The organism is Streptomyces lycii, assembly GCF_009735685.1.
Taxonomy (GTDB): domain Bacteria; phylum Actinomycetota; class Actinomycetes; order Streptomycetales; family Streptomycetaceae; genus Streptomyces; species Streptomyces lycii.
Window position 1 is genome coordinate 59,173 of record NZ_WHPN01000268.1, and the last position, 23,173, is coordinate 82,345.

20 protein-coding genes, 1 tRNA gene, 1 other RNA gene, 1 pseudogene and 1 riboswitch are annotated in these 23,173 nt (G+C 72.8%); of the genes and pseudogenes, 9 read left to right on the plus strand and 14 right to left on the minus strand.

Annotation, left to right across the window (positions count from 1 at the left end; genetic code table 11):
- Positions 1 to 72 precede the first annotated feature (72 nt).
- The 7 genes from GCU69_RS13110 to GCU69_RS13135 form a co-directional block, all read right to left on the minus strand.
- Complete coding sequence (locus GCU69_RS13110) at positions 73 to 522, minus strand: AAA family ATPase (RefSeq protein ID WP_156206148.1); 450 nt, start codon at positions 520 to 522, stop codon at positions 73 to 75.
- Positions 507 to 704, minus strand: coding sequence for a hypothetical protein (locus GCU69_RS13115; RefSeq protein ID WP_156206149.1), 198 nt, complete (start codon positions 702 to 704; stop codon positions 507 to 509). Before GCU69_RS13115 ends, GCU69_RS13110 begins: the two co-directional genes overlap by 16 nt.
- Positions 701 to 991 carry an HNH endonuclease signature motif containing protein gene (locus tag GCU69_RS13120; protein ID WP_156206150.1) on the minus strand — a complete coding sequence of 97 codons (291 nt, stop codon included), beginning with the start codon at positions 989 to 991 and terminating at the stop codon, positions 701 to 703. Before GCU69_RS13120 ends, GCU69_RS13115 begins: the two co-directional genes overlap by 4 nt.
- Before the next feature lie 8 nt (positions 992 to 999).
- Positions 1,000 to 1,302, minus strand: coding sequence for an HNH endonuclease (locus tag GCU69_RS13125; protein ID WP_156206151.1), 303 nt, complete (start codon positions 1,300 to 1,302; stop codon positions 1,000 to 1,002).
- A gap of 130 nt (positions 1,303 to 1,432) precedes the next feature.
- Positions 1,433 to 1,504 (minus strand) — tRNA-Trp (locus GCU69_RS13130).
- 144 nt (positions 1,505 to 1,648) lie between these two features.
- Positions 1,649 to 1,729, minus strand: a transfer-messenger RNA (tmRNA) gene (gene ssrA, locus GCU69_RS34550).
- A gap of 265 nt (positions 1,730 to 1,994) precedes the next feature.
- Positions 1,995 to 3,611: a recombinase family protein gene (locus GCU69_RS13135; RefSeq protein ID WP_156206152.1), complete on the minus strand. Its 1,617-nt coding sequence runs from the start codon at positions 3,609 to 3,611 to the stop codon at positions 1,995 to 1,997.
- A 52-nt stretch (positions 3,612 to 3,663) separates the two neighbouring features.
- On the opposite strand from GCU69_RS13135, the pseudogene GCU69_RS13140 reads away from it, so the two are divergent.
- The 5 genes and pseudogenes from GCU69_RS13140 to GCU69_RS13160 all read left to right on the plus strand — a co-directional run.
- Positions 3,664 to 3,882 (plus strand): annotated as a pseudogene (locus GCU69_RS13140) (phosphoketolase family protein); the annotation flags it as partial.
- An 80-nt stretch (positions 3,883 to 3,962) separates the two neighbouring features.
- Positions 3,963 to 5,420 carry an NADP-dependent phosphogluconate dehydrogenase gene (gene gndA / locus GCU69_RS13145; protein ID WP_156206154.1) on the plus strand — a complete coding sequence of 486 codons (1,458 nt, stop codon included), beginning with the start codon at positions 3,963 to 3,965 and terminating at the stop codon, positions 5,418 to 5,420.
- Positions 5,421 to 5,575: 155 nt separating this feature from the next.
- Positions 5,576 to 6,619 (plus strand): rod shape-determining protein, encoded by a 1,044-nt coding sequence (locus GCU69_RS13150; RefSeq protein ID WP_156206155.1) that lies wholly within the window; start codon positions 5,576 to 5,578, stop codon positions 6,617 to 6,619.
- Positions 6,620 to 6,973: 354 nt separating this feature from the next.
- A riboswitch (cyclic di-AMP (ydaO/yuaA leader) is annotated at positions 6,974 to 7,153 on the plus strand.
- Between the two features lie 4 nt (positions 7,154 to 7,157).
- Positions 7,158 to 8,348, plus strand: coding sequence for a transglycosylase family protein (locus GCU69_RS13155; RefSeq protein ID WP_156206156.1), 1,191 nt, complete (start codon positions 7,158 to 7,160; stop codon positions 8,346 to 8,348).
- A gap of 342 nt (positions 8,349 to 8,690) precedes the next feature.
- Complete coding sequence (locus GCU69_RS13160) at positions 8,691 to 9,749, plus strand: M23 family metallopeptidase (RefSeq protein ID WP_156206157.1); 1,059 nt, start codon at positions 8,691 to 8,693, stop codon at positions 9,747 to 9,749.
- 369 nt (positions 9,750 to 10,118) lie between these two features.
- On the opposite strand, the gene GCU69_RS13165 is transcribed toward GCU69_RS13160, so the two are convergent.
- From GCU69_RS13165 to GCU69_RS13180, 4 genes are all read right to left on the minus strand, one after another.
- Complete coding sequence (locus GCU69_RS13165) at positions 10,119 to 12,239, minus strand: xanthine dehydrogenase family protein molybdopterin-binding subunit (protein ID WP_098752531.1); 2,121 nt, start codon at positions 12,237 to 12,239, stop codon at positions 10,119 to 10,121.
- Complete coding sequence (locus tag GCU69_RS13170; RefSeq protein ID WP_098752530.1) at positions 12,236 to 13,255, minus strand: FAD binding domain-containing protein; 1,020 nt, start codon at positions 13,253 to 13,255, stop codon at positions 12,236 to 12,238. The genes GCU69_RS13165 and GCU69_RS13170 overlap by 4 nt, the downstream gene beginning before the upstream one ends.
- Entirely contained in the window at positions 13,252 to 13,824 is a 573-nt protein-coding gene (locus tag GCU69_RS13175; RefSeq protein ID WP_098752609.1) for a 2Fe-2S iron-sulfur cluster-binding protein, read from the minus strand. Before GCU69_RS13175 ends, GCU69_RS13170 begins: the two co-directional genes overlap by 4 nt.
- Before the next feature lie 73 nt (positions 13,825 to 13,897).
- Entirely contained in the window at positions 13,898 to 14,923 is a 1,026-nt protein-coding gene (locus GCU69_RS13180) for a PHP domain-containing protein (RefSeq protein ID WP_098752529.1), read from the minus strand.
- Between the two features lie 151 nt (positions 14,924 to 15,074).
- Here GCU69_RS13180 and GCU69_RS13185 point away from each other — a divergent pair, with 151 nt between their 5' ends.
- Positions 15,075 to 15,611, plus strand: coding sequence for a cysteine hydrolase family protein (locus GCU69_RS13185; protein ID WP_156206158.1), 537 nt, complete (start codon positions 15,075 to 15,077; stop codon positions 15,609 to 15,611).
- A 43-nt stretch (positions 15,612 to 15,654) separates the two neighbouring features.
- Positions 15,655 to 16,569 carry an SDR family oxidoreductase gene (locus GCU69_RS13190; RefSeq protein ID WP_235978446.1) on the plus strand — a complete coding sequence of 305 codons (915 nt, stop codon included), beginning with the start codon at positions 15,655 to 15,657 and terminating at the stop codon, positions 16,567 to 16,569.
- A gap of 45 nt (positions 16,570 to 16,614) precedes the next feature.
- Here the strand turns inward: GCU69_RS13190 and GCU69_RS13195 are convergent, their stop codons facing one another.
- Both GCU69_RS13195 and ligD read right to left on the minus strand, forming a co-directional pair.
- Positions 16,615 to 17,391: a VOC family protein gene (locus GCU69_RS13195; RefSeq protein WP_098752527.1), complete on the minus strand. Its 777-nt coding sequence runs from the start codon at positions 17,389 to 17,391 to the stop codon at positions 16,615 to 16,617.
- 168 nt (positions 17,392 to 17,559) lie between these two features.
- Entirely contained in the window at positions 17,560 to 18,564 is a 1,005-nt protein-coding gene (gene ligD / locus GCU69_RS13200; RefSeq protein ID WP_098752526.1) for a non-homologous end-joining DNA ligase, read from the minus strand.
- A 78-nt stretch (positions 18,565 to 18,642) separates the two neighbouring features.
- Between ligD and GCU69_RS13205 the strand changes: the two genes are divergently transcribed.
- Positions 18,643 to 19,704 (plus strand): ATP-dependent DNA ligase, encoded by a 1,062-nt coding sequence (locus GCU69_RS13205; protein ID WP_098752525.1) that lies wholly within the window; start codon positions 18,643 to 18,645, stop codon positions 19,702 to 19,704.
- A 267-nt stretch (positions 19,705 to 19,971) separates the two neighbouring features.
- Here the strand turns inward: GCU69_RS13205 and GCU69_RS13210 are convergent, their stop codons facing one another.
- The gene (locus GCU69_RS13210) at positions 19,972 to 21,012 is read right to left on the minus strand and encodes a YihY/virulence factor BrkB family protein (RefSeq protein WP_098752524.1); all 1,041 of its coding nucleotides are present in this window, start codon (positions 21,010 to 21,012) and stop codon (positions 19,972 to 19,974) included.
- A gap of 412 nt (positions 21,013 to 21,424) precedes the next feature.
- On the opposite strand from GCU69_RS13210, the gene GCU69_RS13215 reads away from it, so the two are divergent.
- Positions 21,425 to 22,864 carry an MFS transporter gene (locus GCU69_RS13215; RefSeq protein ID WP_156206159.1) on the plus strand — a complete coding sequence of 480 codons (1,440 nt, stop codon included), beginning with the start codon at positions 21,425 to 21,427 and terminating at the stop codon, positions 22,862 to 22,864.
- The last annotated feature ends 309 nt before the right edge of the window (positions 22,865 to 23,173 follow it).

The following is a 23,173-nucleotide window of genomic DNA, read 5'->3' on the forward strand; positions in this document are numbered from 1 at the left end:
TACCGTGAGGGGCGCTAGCCCACTACCCTCCGCGCCCATGTGCCGGCTACCCAGCGTGGCGGACACAGGCTGTCACCAGTCGCGCGACGGGGCACCTGATACCGGCGTGGTACCACTGGCTCGCTGCTGCCGGTACCACCGGGTCACCACGCCGTCCATGCCGGGACCACGCAGCGCACGCACGCGTTGGCGCACGACAGCTTCGCCAGGGTCCACCGTGACCAGCTTGGCGCCGTGATGCCGGTACCGAGCCAGGTGCTTCGCGGCCGGCATGGAGTGGATCAGGTAGACGTCCGTCCCCCGCATTCGAGGCAGCCGGTCCAGCGCCTTGTTGATCGCGGCACTGCGCGCGCTGTACGCCACCTCGCGGACCTCGCGGCCGTAGCCGTGGTCATCGGTGCCCGGTCCGCTCAGCGCAACAGCGAGAGCGTCAAGGTCGATGACGATGTCCTCGGGCTTGGCGTGCGCGCGTACCCATGTCGTCTTGCCGCTGGCCGGCGGGCCCATCACGACGTAGAGCAAGGCACCGCAGCCATGTCGATGTCTTCAGCGAACAGGACCACTTGGGTGTCCGGGAGCAGATCGCGAAGAAGCCCGCCAAGCAGACTCACCTGCTCCGCATCCACATCCCCGACGTTGCCGAACACCAGGACGTCACCGGGCTTAACGAGCACCACGCGGGTACCTGAATCCGACACGCTCACCAGTCCCTTGACTTGTTCGGCACCAACTGCGCCGGCCGGTTGCCCTTGCTGCGGTTGCACCGCATGTGCGCTGTCCGGGCGTTCAGCGGGTCGAGCAGGCTGCCGCCTTTGGACAGAGGGACGACGTGGTCCAGCGAGAAGGCCCAGGGATGGGAGCGAGCGGCTACACCCTTGACGCTGTAGTCCACGGGGCGACCGCACAGCCAGCAGGGGAGACCAAGTGCCCGTTGCTGATCGCGCAGTTGCCGATAGGCGTAGGTGTTGCGGCCTTCGCGTGGGCTGGCCATGGGGTCTCCTAGAACGGCGGAGAGGTGCAGCCGAGATCCCGCCGTGTCTTCGCACGGTGGCAGACAGCGCGGCACAGGTACTGGACATTGCCGTCAACGTCGGCACCACCAGCGCACAGCGGGACAATGTGATCGACATCCACAGCGGAGGCGAGGTACCGGAGTCCGCAGGACTCACAGCGCACGTAGCCAGCTCGGCGAGCCGCCTTGCGCATGCGAGCTGCTGCGCCTGTGCCCGCGGCTATGACGCTGGCGCGTGAGTAGGGCATAGCGCCTCCGGCGGAGAAGAGGAAGGCCAGGCAGGCGGACATCAGCGGGAGAGCGCGAGTCAACGCCTACCTGGCAAGCTAGAGCCGATGGCTCCGCAAGAGCAGACAGGTCGCTACTCCTGCTCCATGCCGGGCACGTGGGGTACCTGGTATGCGCCGCTTGGCTCCGCAGCAGGAACGGCGAGGCTCGAACTCGCAACCGCCGGTTTTGGAGACCGGTGCTCTTCCAGTTGAGCTACGTCCCAAAAATCGCCGAAGCGATCTACCACGCTCGTGGGCGTGGACGTTGTTGCTGACCGGGTCCCGCCGTCGGTCAGCGTGGGTTGCGTCCGGTTGCCCGGGGCCCACCTGCTGAGCGCGCACTGCGCAGTTGCACACGGGACGCCCCATGTGGAGTTGCGGAGAATCGAACTCCGTTCCGTCCCGGCTCCGCGTGCGGCTTTCCGAAACGTCGAATCCTTCCAACCCCGATACGGTGCCGATCTCCGCTACGGCGTAGGGCCCTCGGTCCGCCATGTCTGTAGTTGATCGCGCGGGAGTCCCTACTAGTAAGGGATCTCGTCGGTTACAGCGGGGGAGGGAGGGTAAGATCATCCTGACGTTTTGACGATTTTACGAGAGAATCTGGTTACCCTATATGCGTGGGGAGTTAATTGGAATCTTATGTAAAATCGTCAAAACGTCATACCTGCTGGTCAGCGCCTTGATCTTTCCCGCTGTTATGACGTTTTCGCTTAGCCCTCCTCCGCTGGCTCCGTTTCGCCACCCACCCACGTGAATTCTGTGCGCTTCCAGCCGTCGAACGGGCACCCGCGGTACGGCGCCTTGAACACGCGCACACGCTCCAACGTGATCCGCAACAGCTCCCGCCGCTTCGCCAGGTCCGCCGACTCCCATACGTCCCCGCAACTCTCCGGGTCCAGCAGGAACGTGACGTCTACGCGCCGCTTGCCGCCCGCAGCGTCAGCCGCCTTCCGCGCTTCCACGACAGCGGCGTTCGCCTCCGCCAGCGCTGGTGCGAAGAACGACTCTGACGGCCCGTCGTAGAGACCCGCCTTGCGATCCGCCCAGACCCGCGCCAGATCGCTCTCAGCGGCTGCCAGAGCCTTCCGCGCCCGCGCTGCGTCCTCTGTCCCGTCCGGGTCCTGCTGGGCCGCCCAGCGCTCTGCTACGGCCGCCACGAAGGGATCGGTCACCTCGCTGTTGTTCAGCCGCTCGTGCCATCGGTAGTGCACCCATTCCTCAATGGACTTGCGCGCGACCGATACGCAGCCGCTGCCGCACCGGTAGCCGTTCCCCGTGAACGACATGGCCCCGCCGCAGACTCCGCACCTCACCAAGCCCGTCAGCAGGTGCCTGGGGCGCGTGTCGTGCTTGCTGCCGTCCCGCGGGACCCCACGGCCCTGTTCGCCCCGCAGAGCGGCTTGTGCGGCTCTCAGTTCGTCGTCAGTCAGCAGCGACGGCCCCTGCATCACGCTGACACGCTCTCCCGCCGGGTTTCGGTACAGCATCCGCCTCGTGCCCCCTTCCTGCCGTCCTGATATCTGCCAGCCGGCATAGGCAGGGTTGTGTGCCATCCCGTGGATTGTTGAGTACGCCCACCGCCTCCCGCGTAGTCCGGAGATACCGATTTCCTCCAACCGGTTAATCACGCCGTACCCGGACAACCCTTCTTGCACCAGCATCCGGACGAGAATGTCCCGCGCGACGTCTGCCTTGCTCCGGCCGGCGCCTGCTGGCGAATCGTCAATTTCAAGTTTCCGCTCAGTGACAATGTCGCCGTCTTCGTCCTCGACATCCACCAGCACGACGCGCAGCCCATACGGGGCATGGGCACTCACCCATTCGCCGTTCTCCCGCTGATGCGCCTTGGTGCTGCGTACACGCTCCGACAGGATCTCGGTTTCCTCCCTCGCTGCTTCAGCGCGCCGGATGAGTTCGGACCTGTCCCGCGGGTTGGAGCTGTCGAGCCCGATACCGGGGCTCTCCGGATCGCCGTTGTCGAACAGCAGGCGACGCGGTCGGCCGTCCTCCGGTTCCACGATGCGCAGGATTGCACCCGCTCCGCGCCGGTCCCAGCGGTCGAGCCGGTAGACCCACAGCGCGCCGATCTCGCCCCGCTCAAGCGCGGCCAGCGCCTTGTCCTGGTCGGTCCGCGCACTCTTTTTCCGCCGGAACCGACTAGCGCTGCCGACCTCCCGCCAGACGTGCCGCACAGTGAGCCCGAGTTGTGCGGCTACCGCGCGACCGCGCGTCTCCTGCGCGCTGATGCTGATCTCCCGCTTACCCTTGCCCGCCTTGGTCCGCGACTTCCGGCAGAACAGGTCGATAAGGGTTGTGGTGTCCGTCATAGCAAGCTAATGTACCTGATCAGAAGCCGCCTCCGGTAGTGCTCATCTCTCCAAGGAACAGGGAACGACCACGACCCCCTTCGACATGGTCGTGCTGAACGACATGGACCGCTACCGGCTGGTCATGGACGTCATCGACCGGGTGCCGGGGCTGGCGCTGCGCGCGATCGGCGTCCGGCAGGAGATGAAGGACAAGCGCAACGAGCACCGGGCGTACATCAGGAAGCACGGCCAGGACATGCCCGAGGTCCGCGACTGGTCCTGGGCCTGACCACACCCCCCGGCCGGACCCGGTCGCGGCCCGCGACCGGGACCGGGCGGCACACGAGCACCGACCGAGGAGTCGCAACGATGGGGATCAAGGCGAGCACGGAGACGAAGGCCCGGATCGGGGTGGCCGGGCTGGCGGTGATGGGCCGCAACCTGGCCCGCAATCTCGCCCGGCACGGCCATACGGTCGCGCTCTACAACCGCACCCCGACCCGGACCCGCGCGCTGGTCGAGGAGTACGGCCACGAGGGCGCCTTCGTCCCGGCCGACGACCCGGCGGCCTTCGTCGCCTCGCTGGAGCGGCCACGCCGGGTCGTGATCATGGTGAAGGCGGGGCAGTCCACCGACGCCGTGATCGAGGAGTTCGCCGCGCTGCTGGACCAGGGCGACATGATCGTCGACGGCGGTAACGCGCACTTCGAGGACACCCGCCGCCGCGAGGCCGCGCTGCGGGAACGCGGCATCCACTTCGTCGGCGCGGGCATCTCCGGCGGCGAGGAGGGCGCCCTGAACGGCCCCAGCATCATGCCCGGCGGCTCCGCCGAGTCCTACGTCTTCCTCGGCCCGCTGCTGGAGGACATCGCGGCCAAGGCCGCCGACGGCAGCCCCTGCTGCGCGCACATCGGCCCCGACGGTGCCGGGCACTTCGTGAAGATGGTGCACAACGGCATCGAGTACGCCGACATGCAGCTCATCGCCGAGGCGTACGACCTGCTGCGGCACGTCGCCGGCTACCGCCCCGACGAGATCGCCGGGATCTTCCGCACCTGGAACACCGGGCGGCTCGACTCCTATCTCATCGAGATCACCGCCGAGGTGCTCGCGCACACCGACGCCGCCACCGGGCAGCCCTTCGTCGACGTCGTCGCCGACCGGGCCGAGCAGAAGGGCACGGGCCGCTGGACCGTGCAGACCGCGCTCGACCTGGGCGTCCCCGTGTCGGGGATCGCCGAGGCGGTCTTCGCCCGGTCCCTCTCCGGCCACGCCGGGCTGCGGCAGGCCGCCCGCTCGTTGCCCGGACCCTCGGGCGGCGCGCTGCCGCCGGAGTCCGGAGGGTTCGCCGCCCAGGTGGAACAGGCGCTGTACGCCTCCAAGGTGGTCTCGTACGCCCAGGGCTGGAACATGATCGACGCGGCGGCCGTCGAGTACGGCTGGGACATCGACCCGGGGGCCGTGGCCGCGATCTGGCGCGGCGGCTGCATCATCCGGGCGGCCTTCCTGGACCGTATCCGGGCCGCGTTCGCCGCCGACCCCGCGCTGCCCACGCTGCTGGCCGACAAGGAGTTCGCCGCCGAGGTCGGCGGCGCGCAGGAGGACTGGCGCGCGGTGGTGGGCACGGCCGTCGCGCGCGGTGTTCCCGCTCCGGGGTTCTCCGCGGCGCTCGCGTACTACGACGCGCTGCGCGCCGAGCGGCTTCCGGCGGCCCTCACCCAGGGCCAGCGCGACTACTTCGGCGCGCACACCTACCGGCGGACCGACCGCGAGGGCAGCTTCCACACACTCTGGGGCGGCGGGCGGGAGGAGCGGCCGACGGGCTGATCCGGGACCGTCCGGCGGAGCGGCCCGGCGGCCGACCGTCCGGGCTGATCATCACACTCGTTCGAGGGAGAGGGCCGGGCGCGCCGCCCCGCGCGGCCCCGCGCCGGGGCGAGGCTGGTGGGTGGAATCGCCGTCGCCGGTGAAAGGACCCCCTCATGCCCTGGTCTCGTGCCTCTGGCGGAATCCCGCTCGCCGTCGACCTGGGAACCGCGCGGACCCGTGTCCGGGGGCCGCGGGCCGGGGTCCTGCACGACGTGGCGACCGTCATCGCGGTGGACGCCCGGACCCGGAGCGTGGTGGCGGTCGGCGACCAGGCCGCCCGGCTGCTGGGCCGCACCCCGCCGGACATCGAGGCGGTCTCCCCGCTCAGCCACGGCGTGGTCACCGAGTTCGACGCCGCCGCCCTGCTGGTCCGGCACGCGCTCGGCGGCGGCCCGCGGCGGACCCGCGTACACCGGCGCACCTGGCTGCCGCCGAACGTGGTGGCCGGGGTGCCGGCCTCCGCGACGGGGGTGCAGCGGCGGGCCGCGGAGGAGGTGCTCCAGCAGGCCGGGGCCCGTACGGTACGGATCCTCCCCAAGGGCATGCTCGCGGCCCTCGGCACCGGGCTGCCGGTCTGGGACGCCGACGGCAGCATGGTCGTCGACATCGGGGCGGGCACCACCGAGGTCGCCGCCTTCGCCTTCGGCACGCTGGTCGCCGCCAACTCCACGCACACCGCGGGCGACGCCATCACCTCCGCGCTCAGCACCCATCTCCAGCGGGTGCACCTGCTGGCGCTGAGCACCGGGGCGGCCGAAGCGCTCAAGACCGGGCTCGCCCGCGTCGCCGAGAGCGCGCCCGGCACCCGCCTGCCGGTCCGGGGCCGGGACCGGGTGACCGATCTGCCGAAGACGGTGTCGGTCTCGGCGGGCGAACTGCGGGATCTGGCCGAGCCGGAGATCCAGCGCATCGCCAGGACGGTGGTGTCCACCATCGGCAACTGCCCGGCCGGGGTGGCCGACGACATCGTGGAGCGCGGACTGGTGCTGACCGGGGGCGGCGCGCTCTTCGAGGGACTGCCGGAACGCCTCGGCCGGACGACCGGACTGTCGGTCCATGTCGCCGACTCGCCGCGCACGGCGGTGCTCGACGGTGCGGCGCGCTGGATGACCGATGTGGCGCCGGCCGCGCGCCAGCAGATGCTCTCACCGCTCTGACCAAACAACCCGACGCCACGTCAAAAACCGACAATGCACGCTTTTCGGTCACTGGTGACACGCTTCACAAGTCGCTCCGGAAATCGGTGACTCGGTGCGCTCGCACAGCCCGATTGCGTCAGTTCTGTCACTCTCCGCTGTCTTCGGGCGCCGATCGGCGAGAAATTCCCTGGCGCTGTGGAATTGACCGGCAGCACAGGGTCACTCCGGCGCCCGGGATACCGCCGGTAAACCCGAGGTGAATCCATTGCTCCTTGCCCCGGGGATTTGGCTGCGTTTAGTTTTGCCGCTGCCGCCGAACGACGGGCGGTCATCCTTCCCGCCGGAGCGCCGAATCCTGCCGCCGGAGGGGGAAACACCACAACGCATCACGGCAGGAGCGGGGGAACCAAGGTAAGTGCCGGACCGTGTGATCCACACGGCACGGCTTGGGGTGAAGACGCACGCCGCGGCGGTACACGCCACCGCACCCGCGTCCGGGCAACTCCAGCCCGAACCCGACAGCTCACCTCGTAGGCGTAGGAGAGGAAATACCCCTATGTCTCGTGGACGTCATCGCCGTTCCCGTACGAGCCGGATCTCCGTGGCCACGCTGGCCGTCACCACCGGTGGCGCGGGCATCGTCCTGCCGCTGCTCGGTGCGTCCGGCGCCAGTGCCGCCCCGGTGAGCACGTGGGACAAGGTCGCCGAGTGCGAGAGCTCCGGCGACTGGAGCATCAACAACGGAAACGGCTTCTACGGCGGCCTGCAGTTCACCCAGTCCACCTGGGAGGGCTACGGCGGCACCGAGTACGCCTCGCGTGCCGACCTGGCCACCAAGGACCAGCAGATCGCCGTCGCCGAGAAGGTGCTCGAGGGCCAGGGCCCCGGCGCCTGGCCGGTGTGCTCCGTCAAGGCCGGTCTCACCCGCGGTGGCGAGGCCCCGCAGGTCGACACCGGTGACCGGGCCCAGGGATCGGCCGAGAAGCAGGCCGAGCCCAAGGCTGAGCCCAAGGCCGAGAAGAAGGCCGAGACCAAGCCGTCCCCGGCCGACTCGGACTCCGCCAAGACCTCCTCGTACACCGTCGTCAGCGGTGACACCCTCTTCAAGATCGCCGACGCCCGCGGCGTCGACGGCTGGGAGAGCATCTACGAGGGCAACCGCGAGGTCATCGGCGACAACCCGGACCTGATCCTCCCGGGCCAGAAGCTGTCCCTCGACGGCGACAAGGCCGAGGCCGCCCCGAAGGCCGAGAAGTCGGCCGAGAAGAAGGCGCCCGAGCAGAAGCAGGCTCCGAAGCAGGAGACGAAGGCCCAGCCGGCCGCCCAGGCCGAGACCGGCGCCTCCGGCTTCACCGCCCCGGTGGACTCCGCCACCAGCACCGCCTACCGCGCGGCCGGCGGCAGCTGGTCCAGCGGCTACCACACCGGCGTGGACTTCTCCGCCGCCACCGGCACCACGGTCAAGGCCGTCGGTGCGGGCGAGGTCGTCTCCGCGGGCTGGGGCGGCTCGTACGGCAACCAGGTCGTCATCAAGCACGAGGACGGCAAGTACAGCCAGTACGCCCACCTGTCCTCGCTGAGCGTCTCCGCGGGCCAGCAGGTCTCCGGCGGCGACCAGATCGGTCTGTCCGGTTCGACCGGCAACAGCACCGGGCCGCACCTGCACTTCGAGATCCGCACCGGCCCGGACTACGGCTCCGACGTCGACCCGATCGCCTACCTGCGGTCGCACGGCGTCAGCCTCTGAGCCACGGCCCGGCAGGGCCACACGCGGCAACCACCGCACCGAGGTGCCCGTCCCCGCCACCGGCGGAGGCGGGCACCCCGCCGTTTCCGTGCATTCCGCCGAGGGCGCCGCCGGCGCATTTCCATGATTCACTTCCCGGTTTCCATGATTCACCGGGAGCCCGCTCTTCCGATAACGCCGGGTGAGTTACCGGAATCGGTTGTACGGCCGAATAACCGCCTCTATCTTGGGCAGCGCCCGCCGGCTCCCCAGTGCGGGCGCTTTCACCGGCGCACGTACAGGAGAGGACGGAAGTCCGTGAACCCGATCCGTGGACGACACCGCCGCCCCCGGCCCCGCCGCATGGCGCGGACTTCGCTGACCGTGACCGCTTCGGGAGCGGGTTTAGCCCTGCCGCTGGCCGGCTCCGGAAATGCGAACGCGGCGCCCGCCGAGACATGGGAACGGGTCGCGGAGACCGAGCGGGCCGGTCTCGCCCGGCTCGGGGAGATTCCGGACGCCGCGGCGGCGCGCGCCGCCGCGGAGGCCGCCGAACGGCAGCGGACCGCGGCGCCCGCGACGGGCACCCCCGGGACCCGCACCACCGACTCGTACCGTGTGGTGAGCGGCGACAGCCTCTCCCGCATCGCCCTCAGCCAGGACGTGGACGGCGGCTGGCAGCAGCTCTACGCGGCGAACCGCGAGGTCATCGGCGACGACCCGGACCTGATCCTCCCCGGCCAGCGGCTCACCACGGCGACGGGTGACAGGACCGCGGCGCCGCCCGAGCGGAAGCGGGGCGGGGACGGCCGGAGCGGTGAGGACGGCGGCAAGGCCGGAAAGAGCACCGCGGAGAAGCCGGACAAGACAGAGAAGACAGAAAAGTCAGGGAAGTCAGGGAAAACGGACAAGGCGGAGAAGTCGGAGAGGGCGGGGAGCAAGGCCGGGGGCGGGAAAACGGCCGACCGGAAAGCCGGCGAGCGTGACGACGAGCGGGCCTCCAGGTCGTCCTCAGGCGGCTTCTCCGCACCTGTCCCCGGCGTCGCCCCCAGCACCGCCTACCGGGCGTCCGGCGGCAGCTGGTCCAGCGGATACCACACGGGTGTCGATTTCCCCGTGGCCACCGGCACCTCCGTGAAGGCCGTCAGCGCCGGGAAGGTCGTCTCGGCGGGCTGGGCGGGCGCGTACGGCTACGAGGTGGTGCTGCGGCATGCCGACGGCAGGTACAGCCAGTACGCCCATCTGTCCCAGCTGTCCGTGCGCTCCGGGCAGCAGGTGGGGGCGGGCGCCCAGGTCGGCCGCTCCGGTTCGACCGGCAACAGCACCGGGCCGCACCTGCACTTCGAGATCCGCACCGGTCCCGGCTACGGCTCCGACATCGACCCGCTCGGCTATCTGCGGTCGAACGGCGTCGGCGTCTGAGCGGCGGGCCCCGGGCACCGGCGGGCGCTCCCGGACGCCGCGGGCCGACCCGCGTGCGCCCGGCCACGGACACGCGCGGAGCCTCCCGGACCGACCGCGCTGTCCCGGGTCCCCGCGCTGTCCCGGGTCCCCGCGGTGTCCCGGGCGGCGGCCGTGTCCGAATGGCAGCCCCGCTCCGGACGACAGCCCTGTCCCGGACGGCAGCCGTGTCCGAATGGCAGCGGTGTCCCGGACGACAGCGGTGTCCCCGAACGACAGCCGTGTCCCGGACGAAATCGGTGCACGACGACGGTGCTCAGGCCGACGGCGCTCAGGACGACGACGGTGCTGCCCAGGATCCCCGCGGCCCCGCGGCGTGCCCGAGGCTCCTCACACCACCGCCGGGCGCCGCCACTCCGCCAGCCCCGGCAGCAGCGACTCCGGCAGCACGGGCAGCTCGCGCACCCGGACCCCCGTCGCGTGGTGGACGGCACTGGTGACGGCTGCCGCCGTGCCGACGATGCCGATCTCCCCGATGCCCTTCGAGCCCATCGGGTTGAGTTCCTGGTCCTCCTCGTCCAGCCAGTACGCCTGGACGTCGGGCACGTCGGCGTTCACGGCGACGTGGTACATCGCGAGATCGCGCTCGGCGAAGTCTCCGAACTCCGCGTCCATCGTGCTGTGCTCCGTCAGGGCCATCGACACGCCCATCGTCATACCCCCGATGAACTGGGAGCGGGCCGTACGGGCGTTGAGGACGCGCCCCGCCGCGAACACCCCCAGCAACCGCCGCAGCCGGGTCTCGCCGGTGTCCATGTCCACCTGGACCTCGGCGAACTGGGCGCCGAAGGCACGCCGGGCATACGCGTCGGACCGGGCCGCCACGTCGTCGGAGGTGTCGGCGTGCGCCGACAGCCCTTCCTCCGGCAGCGGTCCGCTGTGCTCGGCGAGCGTGCGCAGCAGCGCCCGGCACGCCTTGTGCACGGCCCAGCCCCAGGACGCCGTCCCCATCGAGCCGCCCGCCACCGGGCCCTTGGGCAGGTCGCTGTTGCCGATACCGATCCGGATCCGGTCGAGCGGGGCGGCCAGCGCCTCGGCGGCGATCTGCGCGAGCACGGTGCGCGCCCCGGTGCCGATGTCCGTGGCGTCGACCTCGATCCGGTAGCCGCCGGCGGCCTCCGCGCGCGCCGTGGCGCGCGCCGGCGCCACGTACACCGGATAGCCGGAGGCCGCGACCCCGGTGCCGATGAGCAGCCGCCCCTCGGCGCGCGTGCCCGGCCGCGGGTCCCGGCCCTCCCAGCCGAAGCGGCGGGCCCCCTCGCGCAGGCAGTCCGCGAGCCGTCTGCTGCTGAACGGGTGCCCCGAGTCGGGCTCCTTGGCCGTGTCGTTGCGCAGCCGGATCTCGACGGGGTCGATGCCGGTGGTGACGGCCAGCTCGTCCATGGCCGACTCCAGGGCGAACATGCCCGGGCACTCGCCCGGCGCGCGCATCCAGGAGGGCGTCGGCACGTCGAGCCGGGTGACCCGGTGGGTGGTCCGGCTGTGCGGGCTGGCGTACATGGTGCGCGACGGGGTCGCCGCCTGCTCGGTGAACTCCCGGACGGTGGAGCTGTACGTGACCACCTCGTGGGCGAGCGCCGAGATCTGCCCGGCTCCGTCGGCGCCGATCCGGACGCGCTGCTCGGTGGCGGCCCGGTGGCCCACGATCTGGGCCATCTGGTGCCGCGGCACCGCGAGTTTGACGGGGCGGCCGGTCTCGCGGGCCGCCAGGCAGGCCAGGACGACCTGTGGCCGGGGAGTGCCCTTGGACCCGAAGCCGCCGCCGACGTGCTCGGAGACGACCGTGATCCGCTCCGGTTCCAGTCCGAACAGGGCGGCCAGCTCGGACTGTACGGCGTGCGCGCCCTGGGCCGAGTCGTACACGCGCAGCCGGGGCCCTTCCCAGACGGCGGTCGACGCGTGCGGTTCCATCGGGTGGTTGTGCAGCGGCGGGATGCGGTAGCGGGTGTCGAGCCGGAACTCCGACGCCGCGAAGGCCATGTCGAAGTCGCCGCGTTCCCGGTCGGTGGGATAGCCGCCGTTGACGGTCTCCGGCGCGTACAGGCCGGGATGGCCGCCGGTGAGGGTGACGTCGTGCGGCTCCGCGGCGTACTCCAGGCGGACGGCGGCGGCCGCCGCGCGGGCGGCCTGCGGGGTCTCGGCGACGGCCAGCGCCACGTACTGCCCGCGGTACGCGACCCGTGGCGACTGGAGGACGAACAGTTCGGGGTCCTCCGGCTCGCCGAGCCGGGGCGCGTTCTCATGGCTGAGCACGGCCACCGTGCCGGGCTCGGCGAGCGCGCGTTCCGTGTCAATCGCGGTGATCCGGCCCCGGGCGATGCCGGCGGGCACCGGCCAGGCGTGCAGGCAGCCGTCGAGGGGGTGTTCGACGGCGTAGCGCGCGGCGCCGGTCACCTTGGCCCGGCCCTCCAGGCGCACCACCCCCTCGCCGGTGCGGTCGGCGGTGTTCATCGGGCCTCCGGGAGTCGGGCGGTGCCGTCGGACTGCCGGGCCGCCAGGTCGGACAGCGCGCTCACGGCGACGTTGCGGACCAGCGGGACCTTGAAGGCGTTGTCGCGCAGCGGCTCGGCCGGCGCCAGCTCCGCGTCCACGGCGTGGGCGAACGCCTCGGCGGTCGCGGGCTCCCCGAGCAGCCGTTCCTCGGCGGTGCGGGCGCGCCACGGGCGGTGCGCGACCCCGCCGAGGGCCAGCCGCACCCGGCGCACGACGCCGCCCTCGGTCTCCAGGGCCGCGGCGACCGAGACGAGCGCGAAGGAGTACGACGCCCGGTCCCGGACCTTGCGGTAGAGCGAGTGCGCCGCCTCCGGGACGGCGCTCAGCTCGACATGGGTGATGAGGTCGCCGTGGCGCAGCACCGAGTCCCGTTCCGGTTCGTCACCGGGCAGCCGCAGCAGCTCGGTCACGGGAATCGTCCGGGTCGCGGCACCGGACAGCACGTGCACCCCGGCGTCCAGCGCGGCGAGCGCCACGGCCATGTCGGAGGGATGGGTGGCCACGCAGTGCTCGGAGGCGCCGAGCACCGCGAGATTGCGGTGCACCCCCTCGCGCGCGGGACAGCCCGTGCCCGGCTGCCGCTTGTTGCACGGCTTGCCCGGGTCCTGGAAGTACGGGCAGCGGGTGCGCTGGAGCAGATTGCCGCCGACCGTCGCCGCGTTCCGCAGCTGCCCGGAGGCGCCCGCCAGCAGGGCCTGGGAGAGCACCGGATAGCGGGTGCGCACGGTGTGGTCGGCGGCCAGGTCGCTGTTGCTGAGCGCGGCGCCGATGAGCAGCCCGCCCGGCCCGGTGTGCTCGACGGAGGTGTGCGGCAGCCGGCTGACGTCCACCAGGACGTCGGGGCTCTCCACGCCGAGCTTCATCAGGTCGACCAGGTTCGTGCCGCCGCCGAGATAGCGGGCCCCGGGCGAGGCGGCCATCGCGGCGACGGCCGCCTCGTCGCCGCTCGCGCGTTCGTAGCGGAAGGTCCTCACCAGGCACCGCCTTCCGAGCCGCCGTGACCGGCGCCGGCCTGCGCGCCCGCGGCGTCGTCGACGGCCCGGACGATGTTGACGTAACAGCCGCAGCGGCAGAGGTTGCCGCTCATCCGCTCGCGGATCTCCGTGTCCCCCGCCGGGACCGCCTGGCCGGAGGGGTGCTCCGGGGCGGTCACCGCGCTCGGCCGCCCGGCGGCCATCTCCTCCAGCACGCCGACGGCCGAGCAGAGCTGGCCCGGGGTGCAGTAGCCGCACTGGTACGCGTCGCGTTCCAGGAACGCCTCCTGGAGCGGATGCAGCTCCGGGCCGTCCGCCAGCCCCTCGACGGTCGTGATCCGGGCGCCGTCCCGGGCGACCGCGAACAGCAGGCAGCTGTTCATCCGGAGTCCGTCGACGAGTACGGTGCACGCCCCGCACTGCCCGTGGTCGCAGCCCTTCTTGGCGCCCGTCAGGTCCAGCTGCTCGCGCAGGGCGTCCAGCACGGTGGTGCGGTTGTCGACCACCAGCTCCCGGGCCGTCCCGTTGACGTACAGGGTGACGGGTGACGCGTGCACCGGTGCTTCCATGGATTCCTCCCAGCCGGACGACACGTGTCTCGGTAACCCGTTCCGTCCCGGCCGAAACAGCGGACGCCCGGTGTCACCCGCGGGGCGGCCGCCGGGTACGGGTCCATTCGAGGAGCCCGTCGGCGCTCCAGGTGTTGACCACCCGCCCGGGCTCCACGCCGCACTCCTCGGCCCGCGCGCAGCCGTTGATCTGCCAGTCCAGCTGCCCCGGGGCGTGCGCGTCGGTGTCCACCGCGAAGAGGACACCGGCGTCCACCGCCCGGCGCAGCAGCCGGCGCGGCGGGTCCAGCCGCTCGGGGCGGCTGTTGACCTCCACGGCCGTGCCCGATTCGGCGCAGGCCGCGAACACCGCGTCCGCGTCGAACTCCGACTCCGGGCGGCCGCGGCCCGACAGCAGCCGGCCGGTGCAGTGCCCCAGGACGTCCACCAGGGGGCTGCGTACCGCCCGGACCATGCGCCGGGTCATCGCCGCGGCGTCCATCCGCAGCTTGGAGTGGACGGAGGCCACCACCAGGTCCAGTTCGTCCAGCAGGTCCGGGTCCTGGTCGAGGGAGCCGTCCTGCAGGATGTCGCACTCGATGCCGGTCAGCAGCCGGAACGGAGCCAGCCGCTCGTTCACCTCGGCCACCACCTCCAACTGCTCGCGCAGCCGCTCCGCCGTCAGCCCGCGCGCGACCGTCAGCCGCGGGGAGTGGTCGGTGAGCACCGTCCACTCGTGGCCCAGGGCCGCCGCCGTCCGCGCCATCTCCTCGATCGGGCTGCCGCCGTCGGACCAGTCCGAGTGCGTGTGGCAGTCCCCGCGCAGCGCCGCGAGCAGTGCCGTGCCGGCGCCGGCGGGCCGCTCACCGGCCTCCTCCTCGAGCCGGCGCAGATATCCGGGCACCTCGCCGTCCAGCGCCTCCCGCACCACCTTCGCGGTCTTCGGGCCGACGCCCTTCACCGACTCCAGCGAACCGTCCGCGGCGCGCCGGGCCGCCTCGCCCGCCGCCATCGCGCCGACGGCCGCCGACGCCGTACGGAACGCGCGCACCCGGTAGGTGGGGGCCTGCGCGCGTTCCAGCAGGAAGGCGATCCGGTCCAGCGCCTCGACAGGTTCCATGCCGCGCCTCCTCCCGGCCGTCTCCAGGGACCGTGTCCCGTCTGCCCTGCCCACCCTCGCGCACTCCGCGTCCCCGCGCGCGTCGGAGCGCCACGGGTGGGAACGCGTGCCTACGGTGAACCGACCTGAGCAGAACGGACAAGGAAAAACCATGCCGAACACCGCCCTCGTCGTCGTCGACATGGTCAACACCTACGACCACGAGGACGCCGAGCTGCTCGTCCCGTCCGTCCGCGCGGCCCTGCCCGCGATGGCCGGGCTGATCGACCGGGCCCGCGCGGAGGGCGTGGACATCATCTACGTCAACGACAACTTCGGCCGCTGGCGCTCGCACCACGACGAGATCCTGCGGACGGCGCTCGACGGCCCGTACGGCGAACTGGTGGAGCCGATCCGGCCCGACGGCACATCGATGTTCGTCGTCAAGGCCCGGCACTCGATCTTCTACGAGACCCCGCTGGAGTACCTGCTGACCCAGCGGGACACCCCGCACATCGTGCTCTGCGGCCAGGTGACCGAGCAGTGCATCCTCTACTCCGCGCTGGACGCGCACATCCGGCGGCTGCGGGTGACGGTCGCCCGGGACGCCGTGGCCCACATCCATCCCGACCTGGCCGAGGCCGCGCTGCGCATGATGGAGCGCAACATGAACGCCGAGATCCGCCCCGCCGGGCAGATCACGTTCTGAGCGGTCCGCCCGGGGTACCCGGCCGGCCACTCAGGAGGCAGGAATGACCATGCACCAGGACCCGAACGGGCAGGAACAGCAGGACGGGCAGAAGCAGCAGGAGCAGCAGGAGCAGCAGGACCGGCAGGAACAGCAGGACCGGTACCGACGGCAGGACGGGCCAGGCGGCACCGGCCGGGTCGCCGTCGTCACCGGATCCGACTCCGGCATCGGCCGGGCGACCGCCGTACACCTGGCCCGGCAGGGCATGGACATCGGCATCACCTGGCACGAGGACGAGCAGGGCGCCCGCGACACGGAGGCCGAGGTCCGGGATCTCGGCCGCCGGGCCGCGGTGGCCCGGCTGGACCTCACCCGGCTGCCGGAGGCCGCGGACGTCGTCGACCGGCTCGCCGGCGAACTCGGGCGGCTGGACGTGCTGGTGAACAACGCGGGCACGGGCACCGGCACGCCGTTCCTCGACATCGACTACGAGACGGTGCGCGGTGTGCTCGACGTCGACCTGGTCGGGCCGTTCCTGTGCGGCCAGCGCGCGGCCCGGCGGATGATCCGGCAGGGCGGCGGCGGGAGGATCGTCAACGTCACCAGCGTCCACGAGCACCAGCCGCGCGTCGGCGCCGCCCCCTACTGCGCCGCGAAGGGCGGCCTCGGGCTGCTGACCCAGGTCATGGCGCTGGAACTGGCCGAACACGGCATCACCGTCAACGCCGTCGCGCCCGGTGAGATCGCCACCCCCATGACCGGCCAGGAGGGCACCGACGTGCACACCGAACGGCGGCCGGGGGTGCCGCTGGGCCGGCCCGGTGACGCGCGGGAGGTCGCCGCGGTCATCGCCTTCCTCGCCGGTCCCGACGCGGGCTACGTCACCGGGGCCTCGTGGGCCGTCGACGGCGGCATGCTGCGCATGGGCCCGCAGGCGGGCTCGCACCTGGAAAGCGACGCCTGGCGCAGGCCCTGACACCCGGCCGGCCGGTCCTGAGGCGGCGGGGCGGCCCGGGGCCGGTCACTCGGCCGTGGTGATCACCGTGAACAGCCCGCCCTGGGTGTCCCGCAGGGTCGCCTCCCGCCCGTGCCGGGAGTTGCCCGGCGGCGTCACGATCCCGCCCCCGGCCGCGGCCGCCCGAGCGGCGGTGTCGTCGGCGTCCTCGACGCAGAAGTAGATGTGCCAGCGCGGCCGGACCTTCGGGTCGGGTGCCGCCTCCAGCGCGCCGCCGAGCAGCCCGGCCACCGGCCGGTTGTCGATGTGCACGAGGACCTGGTCGTGTTCGAAGTACACGTCGCAGTGCGGCTCGGTGTCCCAGCCGAGCGCCTCGCTGTAGAAGATCGCCGCCTCGAACATGTCGCGGGTGCGGAGCTCCAGCCAGGCCGTGGTGCCGGCGCCCGCGCCGACGCGCCACTTGGGGTCGATGGCCCCCTCCCAGATGCCGAACGCCGCCCCTGCCGGGTCCGCCGCCCACGCGACACGCCCCGGGCCGAACTCGATCGGGCCGACCGCGACGGTCGCGCTGCGCTCCCTGATGCGGGCCGCGGCCTTGTCTGCGCTGTCGACGGCGAAGTACGCCGACCAGGCCACGGGGAAGCCCATGGCCTGCGCGAGCGCGCCGATCCCGGCGACGGGCACCCCGTTCGCGTACGCCACCACGTACTCGTCGCGGCCGAACCCCGGCCGGTACTCCCAGCCGAGCACGGCGGCGTAGAAGCGCTGGGCCGCTTCGAGGTCATGGGTGATCAGGCTGACCCAGCACGGCGCGCCGCGCGGGGGCTGTGCAGAGGTCGACATCCGGCTCGCCTCGCTCTCGGGGAATGGGGGCCGCTGCAAGGGGCCTGCCCGTTCGCCACTGTGCCACTCACGGCCGGAGGAGGGCGGCGCGACTCACCCGTGCGGTCGTGCGCCGATCGGGTGGGGCGCACTCCCGCGGGGCGGCGGGGGCGGGCCGGCCACCGGCGGTCAGTGCCTCGCGCGGCTGGGCTGCACCCGTTTCGGCTCGCCCTTCATCTTCGGGTGCTCCGGCGGGTACGGCAGGTCCTCCAGGCCGTGTTCCCGCTCGTCCCGGTCGGCCAGTTCCAGGGCCGTCTCCAGCCGGCAGGGGTGCTCGTCCATGCCGGCGTGCACATCGCCCTTCTCGGCGAACCGGACCGGCATCGTGGCCAGGTCGAAGTCCTCCGGCCGGGCGTCCGGCAGCTCCTCCCAGAGCAGCGGCGCGGACACCGGGGCGTGCGGCCGGGGGCGGACCGAGTAGGCGCTGGCGATGGTGCGGTCGCGGGCCGTCTGGTTGTAGTCGACGAAGATCTTCTCGCCGCGCTCCTCCTTCCACCAGGCGGTGGTGATCCGGTCCGGGGCGCGGCGCTCCAGCTCCCGGGCGACGGCGATCGCGGCACGGCGGACCTGGGTGAAGGTCCACAGCGGTTCGATCGGTACGAAGACGTGCAGGCCGCGGCCGCCGGAGGTCTTCGGCCAGCCGCGCAGCCCCAGCCCGTCGAGGACGTCCCGCAGCTCCAGCGCTGCCCGCAGGGCGTCCCCGTAGCCGGTGCCCGGTTGCGGGTCGAGGTCGATGCGCAGTTCGTCGGGGTGCTCGGTGTCGCCGCGCCGGACCGGCCAGGGATGGAAGGTCAGGCAGCCGAGGTTGGCCGCCCACAGCACCGCCGCGGGCTCGGTCGGGCAGATCTCGTCGGCGTACCGTCCGCTGGGGAAGGAGATCCGGCCGGTGGGGATCCAGTCCGGCAGGTTCTTCGGCGCCCGCTTCTGGAAGAACGACTCGCCCGTGACGCCGTCCGGGTACCGCTCCAGGGTCGTCGGCCGGTTCCGCAGGGCACGCGTGATGCCCTCGCCGACCGCCAGGTAGTAGCGGGCGACGTCGAGCTTGGTGAAGCCGCGCTCGGGAAAATACACCTTGTCCGGGTGCGACAGCCGCACGGTCCGCCCGCCGGCCGTCAACTCCGCCGTCTCTGCCATGGGCGCAACGCTAGGCCCCACCCGCGTACGGCGCCTCCCGGCGGGCACGTCCCCGACGCCGGCAGCAGACTGGCGGGCATGGACCTTCCGGTGATGCCGCCCGTGCGACCGATGCTGGCCAAGTCCGTCGCCCGCATCCCGCCGGGCATGAGCTACGAGGCCAAATGGGACGGCTTCCGGGCGATCGTGTTCCGCGATGGCGCCGAGGTGGAGCTGGGCAGCCGCTCCGGCAAGCCGCTGACCCGCTACTTCCCGGAACTGGTGGACGCCTTCCGGGAGCGGCTGCCGCGGCGCTGCGTCCTGGACGGGGAGATCGTCATCGCGCGGGAGGGACGGCTCGACTTCGACGCGCTGCTGGAGCGCATCCATCCGGCGGACTCGCGCGTGCGGATGCTCGCCGGGAGCACCCCGGCGTCCTTCGTCGCCTTCGACCTGCTCGCTCTGGACGACCGTTCGCTGATGGACGCCCCGCAGCGGGAGCGCCGCGAGGCCCTGCTGGACGCGCTGGGCGGGGCGGGCGACCCCGTCTTCACCGCTCCCGCGACACGGGACACGGAGCTGGCGCGGCAGTGGTTCGAGCGTTACGAGGGCGCCGGCCTGGACGGTGTCGTGGGCAAGGACCCGGAGCTGGGCTACCGGCCGGGGGAGCGGGTGATGGTCAAGGTCAAGCACGAACGCACCGCCGACTGCGTGGTCGCCGGGCTCCGTCACCACAAGAGCGGCCCCGTCGTCGGCTCGCTGCTGCTCGGGCTCTACGACGACAGCGGCCGGCTCCAGCACGTCGGCGTCAGCGCGTCCTTCCCGATGCGGCGCCGCGAGGAGCTGATGGCGGAGCTGGAGCCGCTGCGCATGCCGTCCGCCGAGGGGCACCCGTGGGCGGCGTGGGCGGACGAGGAGGCGCACGAGAGCAGCCGGATGCCGGGCGGCCCGAGCCGCTGGACGGGCAACCGGGACCTGTCCTGGGTGCCGCTGCGGCCCGAACGGGTGTGCGAGGTGGCGTACGACCACATGCAGGGCGACCGCTTCCGGCACACGGCCCAGTTCCGGCGCTGGCGCCCCGACCGGGAGCCGGAGTCCTGCACCTACGCGCAGCTGGAGGAGCCGGTGCGCTACGACCTGGCGGAGGTCCTCGGCGACTGACGGGGCGCGGAGGGCCGGTGACCGGGCCCGGGCGGGAACGGAACGGCCGGTGACCGGGCCGGGAGTGGGCGGCCGGTGACCGCCCCGGAGCGTGGAAGGCCGGTGACCGCGCCCGGGGCGTGGGCGGCCGGTGACGGCCCTGGGGCTTGGAAGGCCGGGGGGACGACCGGCCGGGGAGTCCCCGTCCGGTCGCCGGATCCGGGGGCGCACGGGGCGGCAGGCCGCCGGTGTCCGCGGGCGCGCCGGGCGCAGCGTGCGGCGGTGTGCTCAGTGCGCGCGCCGTTCCTCGCGCCGCTGCTGCCGCTCCCGGCGCCCGCGCGACCACTTCCTGGTGTCCCGCGGTTCGGCGTACGGCTCCTCGTGCGCCGGGTGGCCGGCGACCAGCGCCCGCTCCCGCGCCAGCTCCGCGTCGAACTCCAGGCCGAGCAGGATCGCCAGGTTCGACAACCACAGCCAGACGAGGAAGATGATGACGCCCGCCAGCGTCCCGTACGTCTTGTTGTACGAGCCGAAGTTGGCCACGTACAGCGCGAAGCCCGCCGAGGCCGCCAGCCACACCAGCACGGCGATCAGACTCCCCGGCGTCACCCAGCGGAATCCCCGCCCCCGGACATTGGGCGCCGCCCAGTACAGCAGTGCGATCATCAGCACCACCAGCAGCACCAGCACCGGCCATTTCGCGATCGACCAGATGGTGATCGCCTGGTCGCCGAGGCCGAACATCTGCCCGGCGCGCCGGGCGAGCGGGCCGGTGAAGACCACGATCACGGCGCTCACCGCGAGCATCACCATCAGGACGACCGTCAGGACGAGACGGAGCGGTGTCACCTTCCAGCCGGGACGGCCCTCGGGGGTGTCGTAGACCGCGTTGGAGGTGCGGATGAACGCGGCGATGTAGCCGGAGGCCGACCACAGCGCGCCCAGCAGACCGGCGATCGCCAGCACCCCGCCGGTGCCGCTGCTGCCCTGGAGCTGGGTGACCGCGTCACCGATGATGTCGCGCACGGCCCCCGGAGCGAGCTGCTGCAGATTCTCCAGGATCTTGTCGGTGGTCGATTTGCCCAGCACACCGAGCAGCGCGACCAGGACCAGTAGCGCTGGGAAGATCGACAGGACGCCGTAGTAGGTGAGGGCCGCGGCCCGGTCGGTGAGTTCGTCCTCCTTGAACTCCTTGACCGTGCGGCGCAGCACCGACTTCCAGGAGCGGGGGCGCAGCTCCCCGGGCTGGTCGGGGGGCGCGCCCGTGCCGCCGGGAGCGCCCGCCGAGGAGCCTCCGCCGCCGTTGGTGTGTCGCTTGTCGTCGTTCATGTGGTCCGGGTCACCCGTATGGGCCGGGTGAATCACCCGCCGCCGGATTGCCGGTGCGGGCCGGTGCGGCCGGTGCCGGTGCGCGGTGCGGGGCGCCCGGGGCACGGGTCCGCCGGTGTGGCCCGCGTCATCCCGGCCGAGGGGCCTCGGGGCGGCCCCGCGGTGCCTGTGAGCAAGGCCACCGGGGCGGGCGGCGGGCGTTGTGCGTACGGGAGTTGGCGCCCGGCGCGGCGAGGTGGTTCCGGCGCGGGTTTCTCCTGGCGGGAAGCAGATGTGAGCATGGATCGCCGTTGAGCCCGAAGCGCCGTGCAGCGCCGCCGGAGCAGGGCTCGGAAACCCCCGGCCGGAGGCCTCGTGCCGCCGCGCCCGGGAGGTTCCGCCCCCGGCTCCGATCTTGAGGCCCACGTTTCCCATGCCTTCCCTCTCACTCCCGCGCCGCCGCCCCGCCGGCGACCGGGCCGACCGCTCCCCGTGGCGCTGTCTGCGCACCCCCAGCATGCGCTGGTGGTCGGTGGCGAACCTGGTGTCGAACACGGGCACCTGGATGCAGCTGACCGTGCAGAACCTCCTCGTGCTCCAGATCACCGGGTCCGCCGCGGCCACCGGCCTCTCGCTGGCCGTCCAGGCCGCCCCCGGCCTGCTGCTCGGTCTCGCGGGCGGCGCGGTCGTCGACGCCTGGCCACGCAAGGTCACGGCGGCCGTCAGCCAGGCCGTCCTGGGCGTCGTGGCCTTCACCACCGCCGCCCTGGTCGCCTTCGACCTGCTCGGCATGGGCGTGCTGATGACGCTGTCCGCGGTGACGGGGCTGATCGCCACCGTCGACGGGCCGGCGACGTCGCTGCTGGGCAACGACCTGGTCCCGGCGAAGGACGTGCCCTCGGCCATCGCGCTGGGTTCGGTGGTGCACAGCGTGGGACGGCTGTGCGGTACGGCGCTGGCCGCCGTCGCCGTCGGCGTGTTCGGCACCGCCGTGGCCTATCTGGCCAACGGCGTGTCGTTCCTGTTCGTGACCGCGGTGATCCCGTTCCTGAAACTGGTCGTCCGCGAGCCCGCGGAGGCCCACGCGCCCGCCCGGCCCGCCGTACCGGCACAGCGCGCCACCGCCGTGGAAGCCGTTCCGGACCCGCGTGGCCCGGCGCGCCGGGCCCTCGCGCGGCTGCCGCTGCCGTCCCGCCCGTCCCGCCCGGCGGCCGCGTCCGGCGGTGCCCGTGACGGGCTGGCGTTCTTCCTGCGCCGGCCGCGGCTCGTCGCGCTGGCCGCGATCACCGGGCTCAGCGCCGTCTTCGGCCGCAACTACCAGCTGACCCTGGCCGTGCTCGTCACCGGCCCGCTGCACGGCAGCGAGAGCGACTTCGGCACGGTTTCCACGGTCCTGGCCGTCGGCGGCATCATCGGAGCGGTCCTCGCCGGCCGGCTGCAGAATCCGTCCGTACGCCTGGTCGGGGCGCTCGCGGCGACCGGCGCGCTGCTCCAGGTCGCCGCCGGCCTGTCCCCGGGCCTGCTGGTGCTGGTGCTGCTGGTCGCGCCGATGGCCGTCGTCGAGTCCGTCTCGGACACCGCCGGCACCACCGTCCTGCAGACCGACCCGCCGCCGCACATGCGCGGCCGGGTGCTCGGTGTCTGGCGCAGCGCGAGCACCGGATGGGGCCTGGCCGGGCCGCCGCTGCTCGGCCTGCTCATGGAGACGGCGGGCGCGCGGGGCGCGCTGGTCGCCGGCGGCCTGATCATCGCGGGCGCGATCACCACCGGTGCCCTCGGCCGCGCCCGCTTCACTTCCCGGCCGGCCGCGCCCGCCCCCGTGGCGGCGCGGACGGCCGGGGCCCAGCTGCCGGACCTCTCCCCGGCAGCCTGACCCGGGGCCCGGGCACGCGGCGGCCCGGGCCCCGGTCAGGAGTCAGCGCCCGGACCGGCCGCTGCTGCCGTTCCGGAGCCGGAGCCGTAGCCGCAGCCGCTGTCGTTCCGTAGCCGTAGCCGTAGCCGTAGCCGTAGCCGTGGCCGTAGCCGCCGCCGCTCCCCGTTCCGCGGCCGCCCGGGACGCGCCGCCCGGGACGCGCCGGGCGGGGCCTCCGCGCGGCGGCGGGCCGTGGTCCGGCCGGTCCCGTTTCCCCTGCCGCCTTCGCGCTTTCCCCCGCCCGGCCGGTCCCGTTTCCCCCTGCCCGCC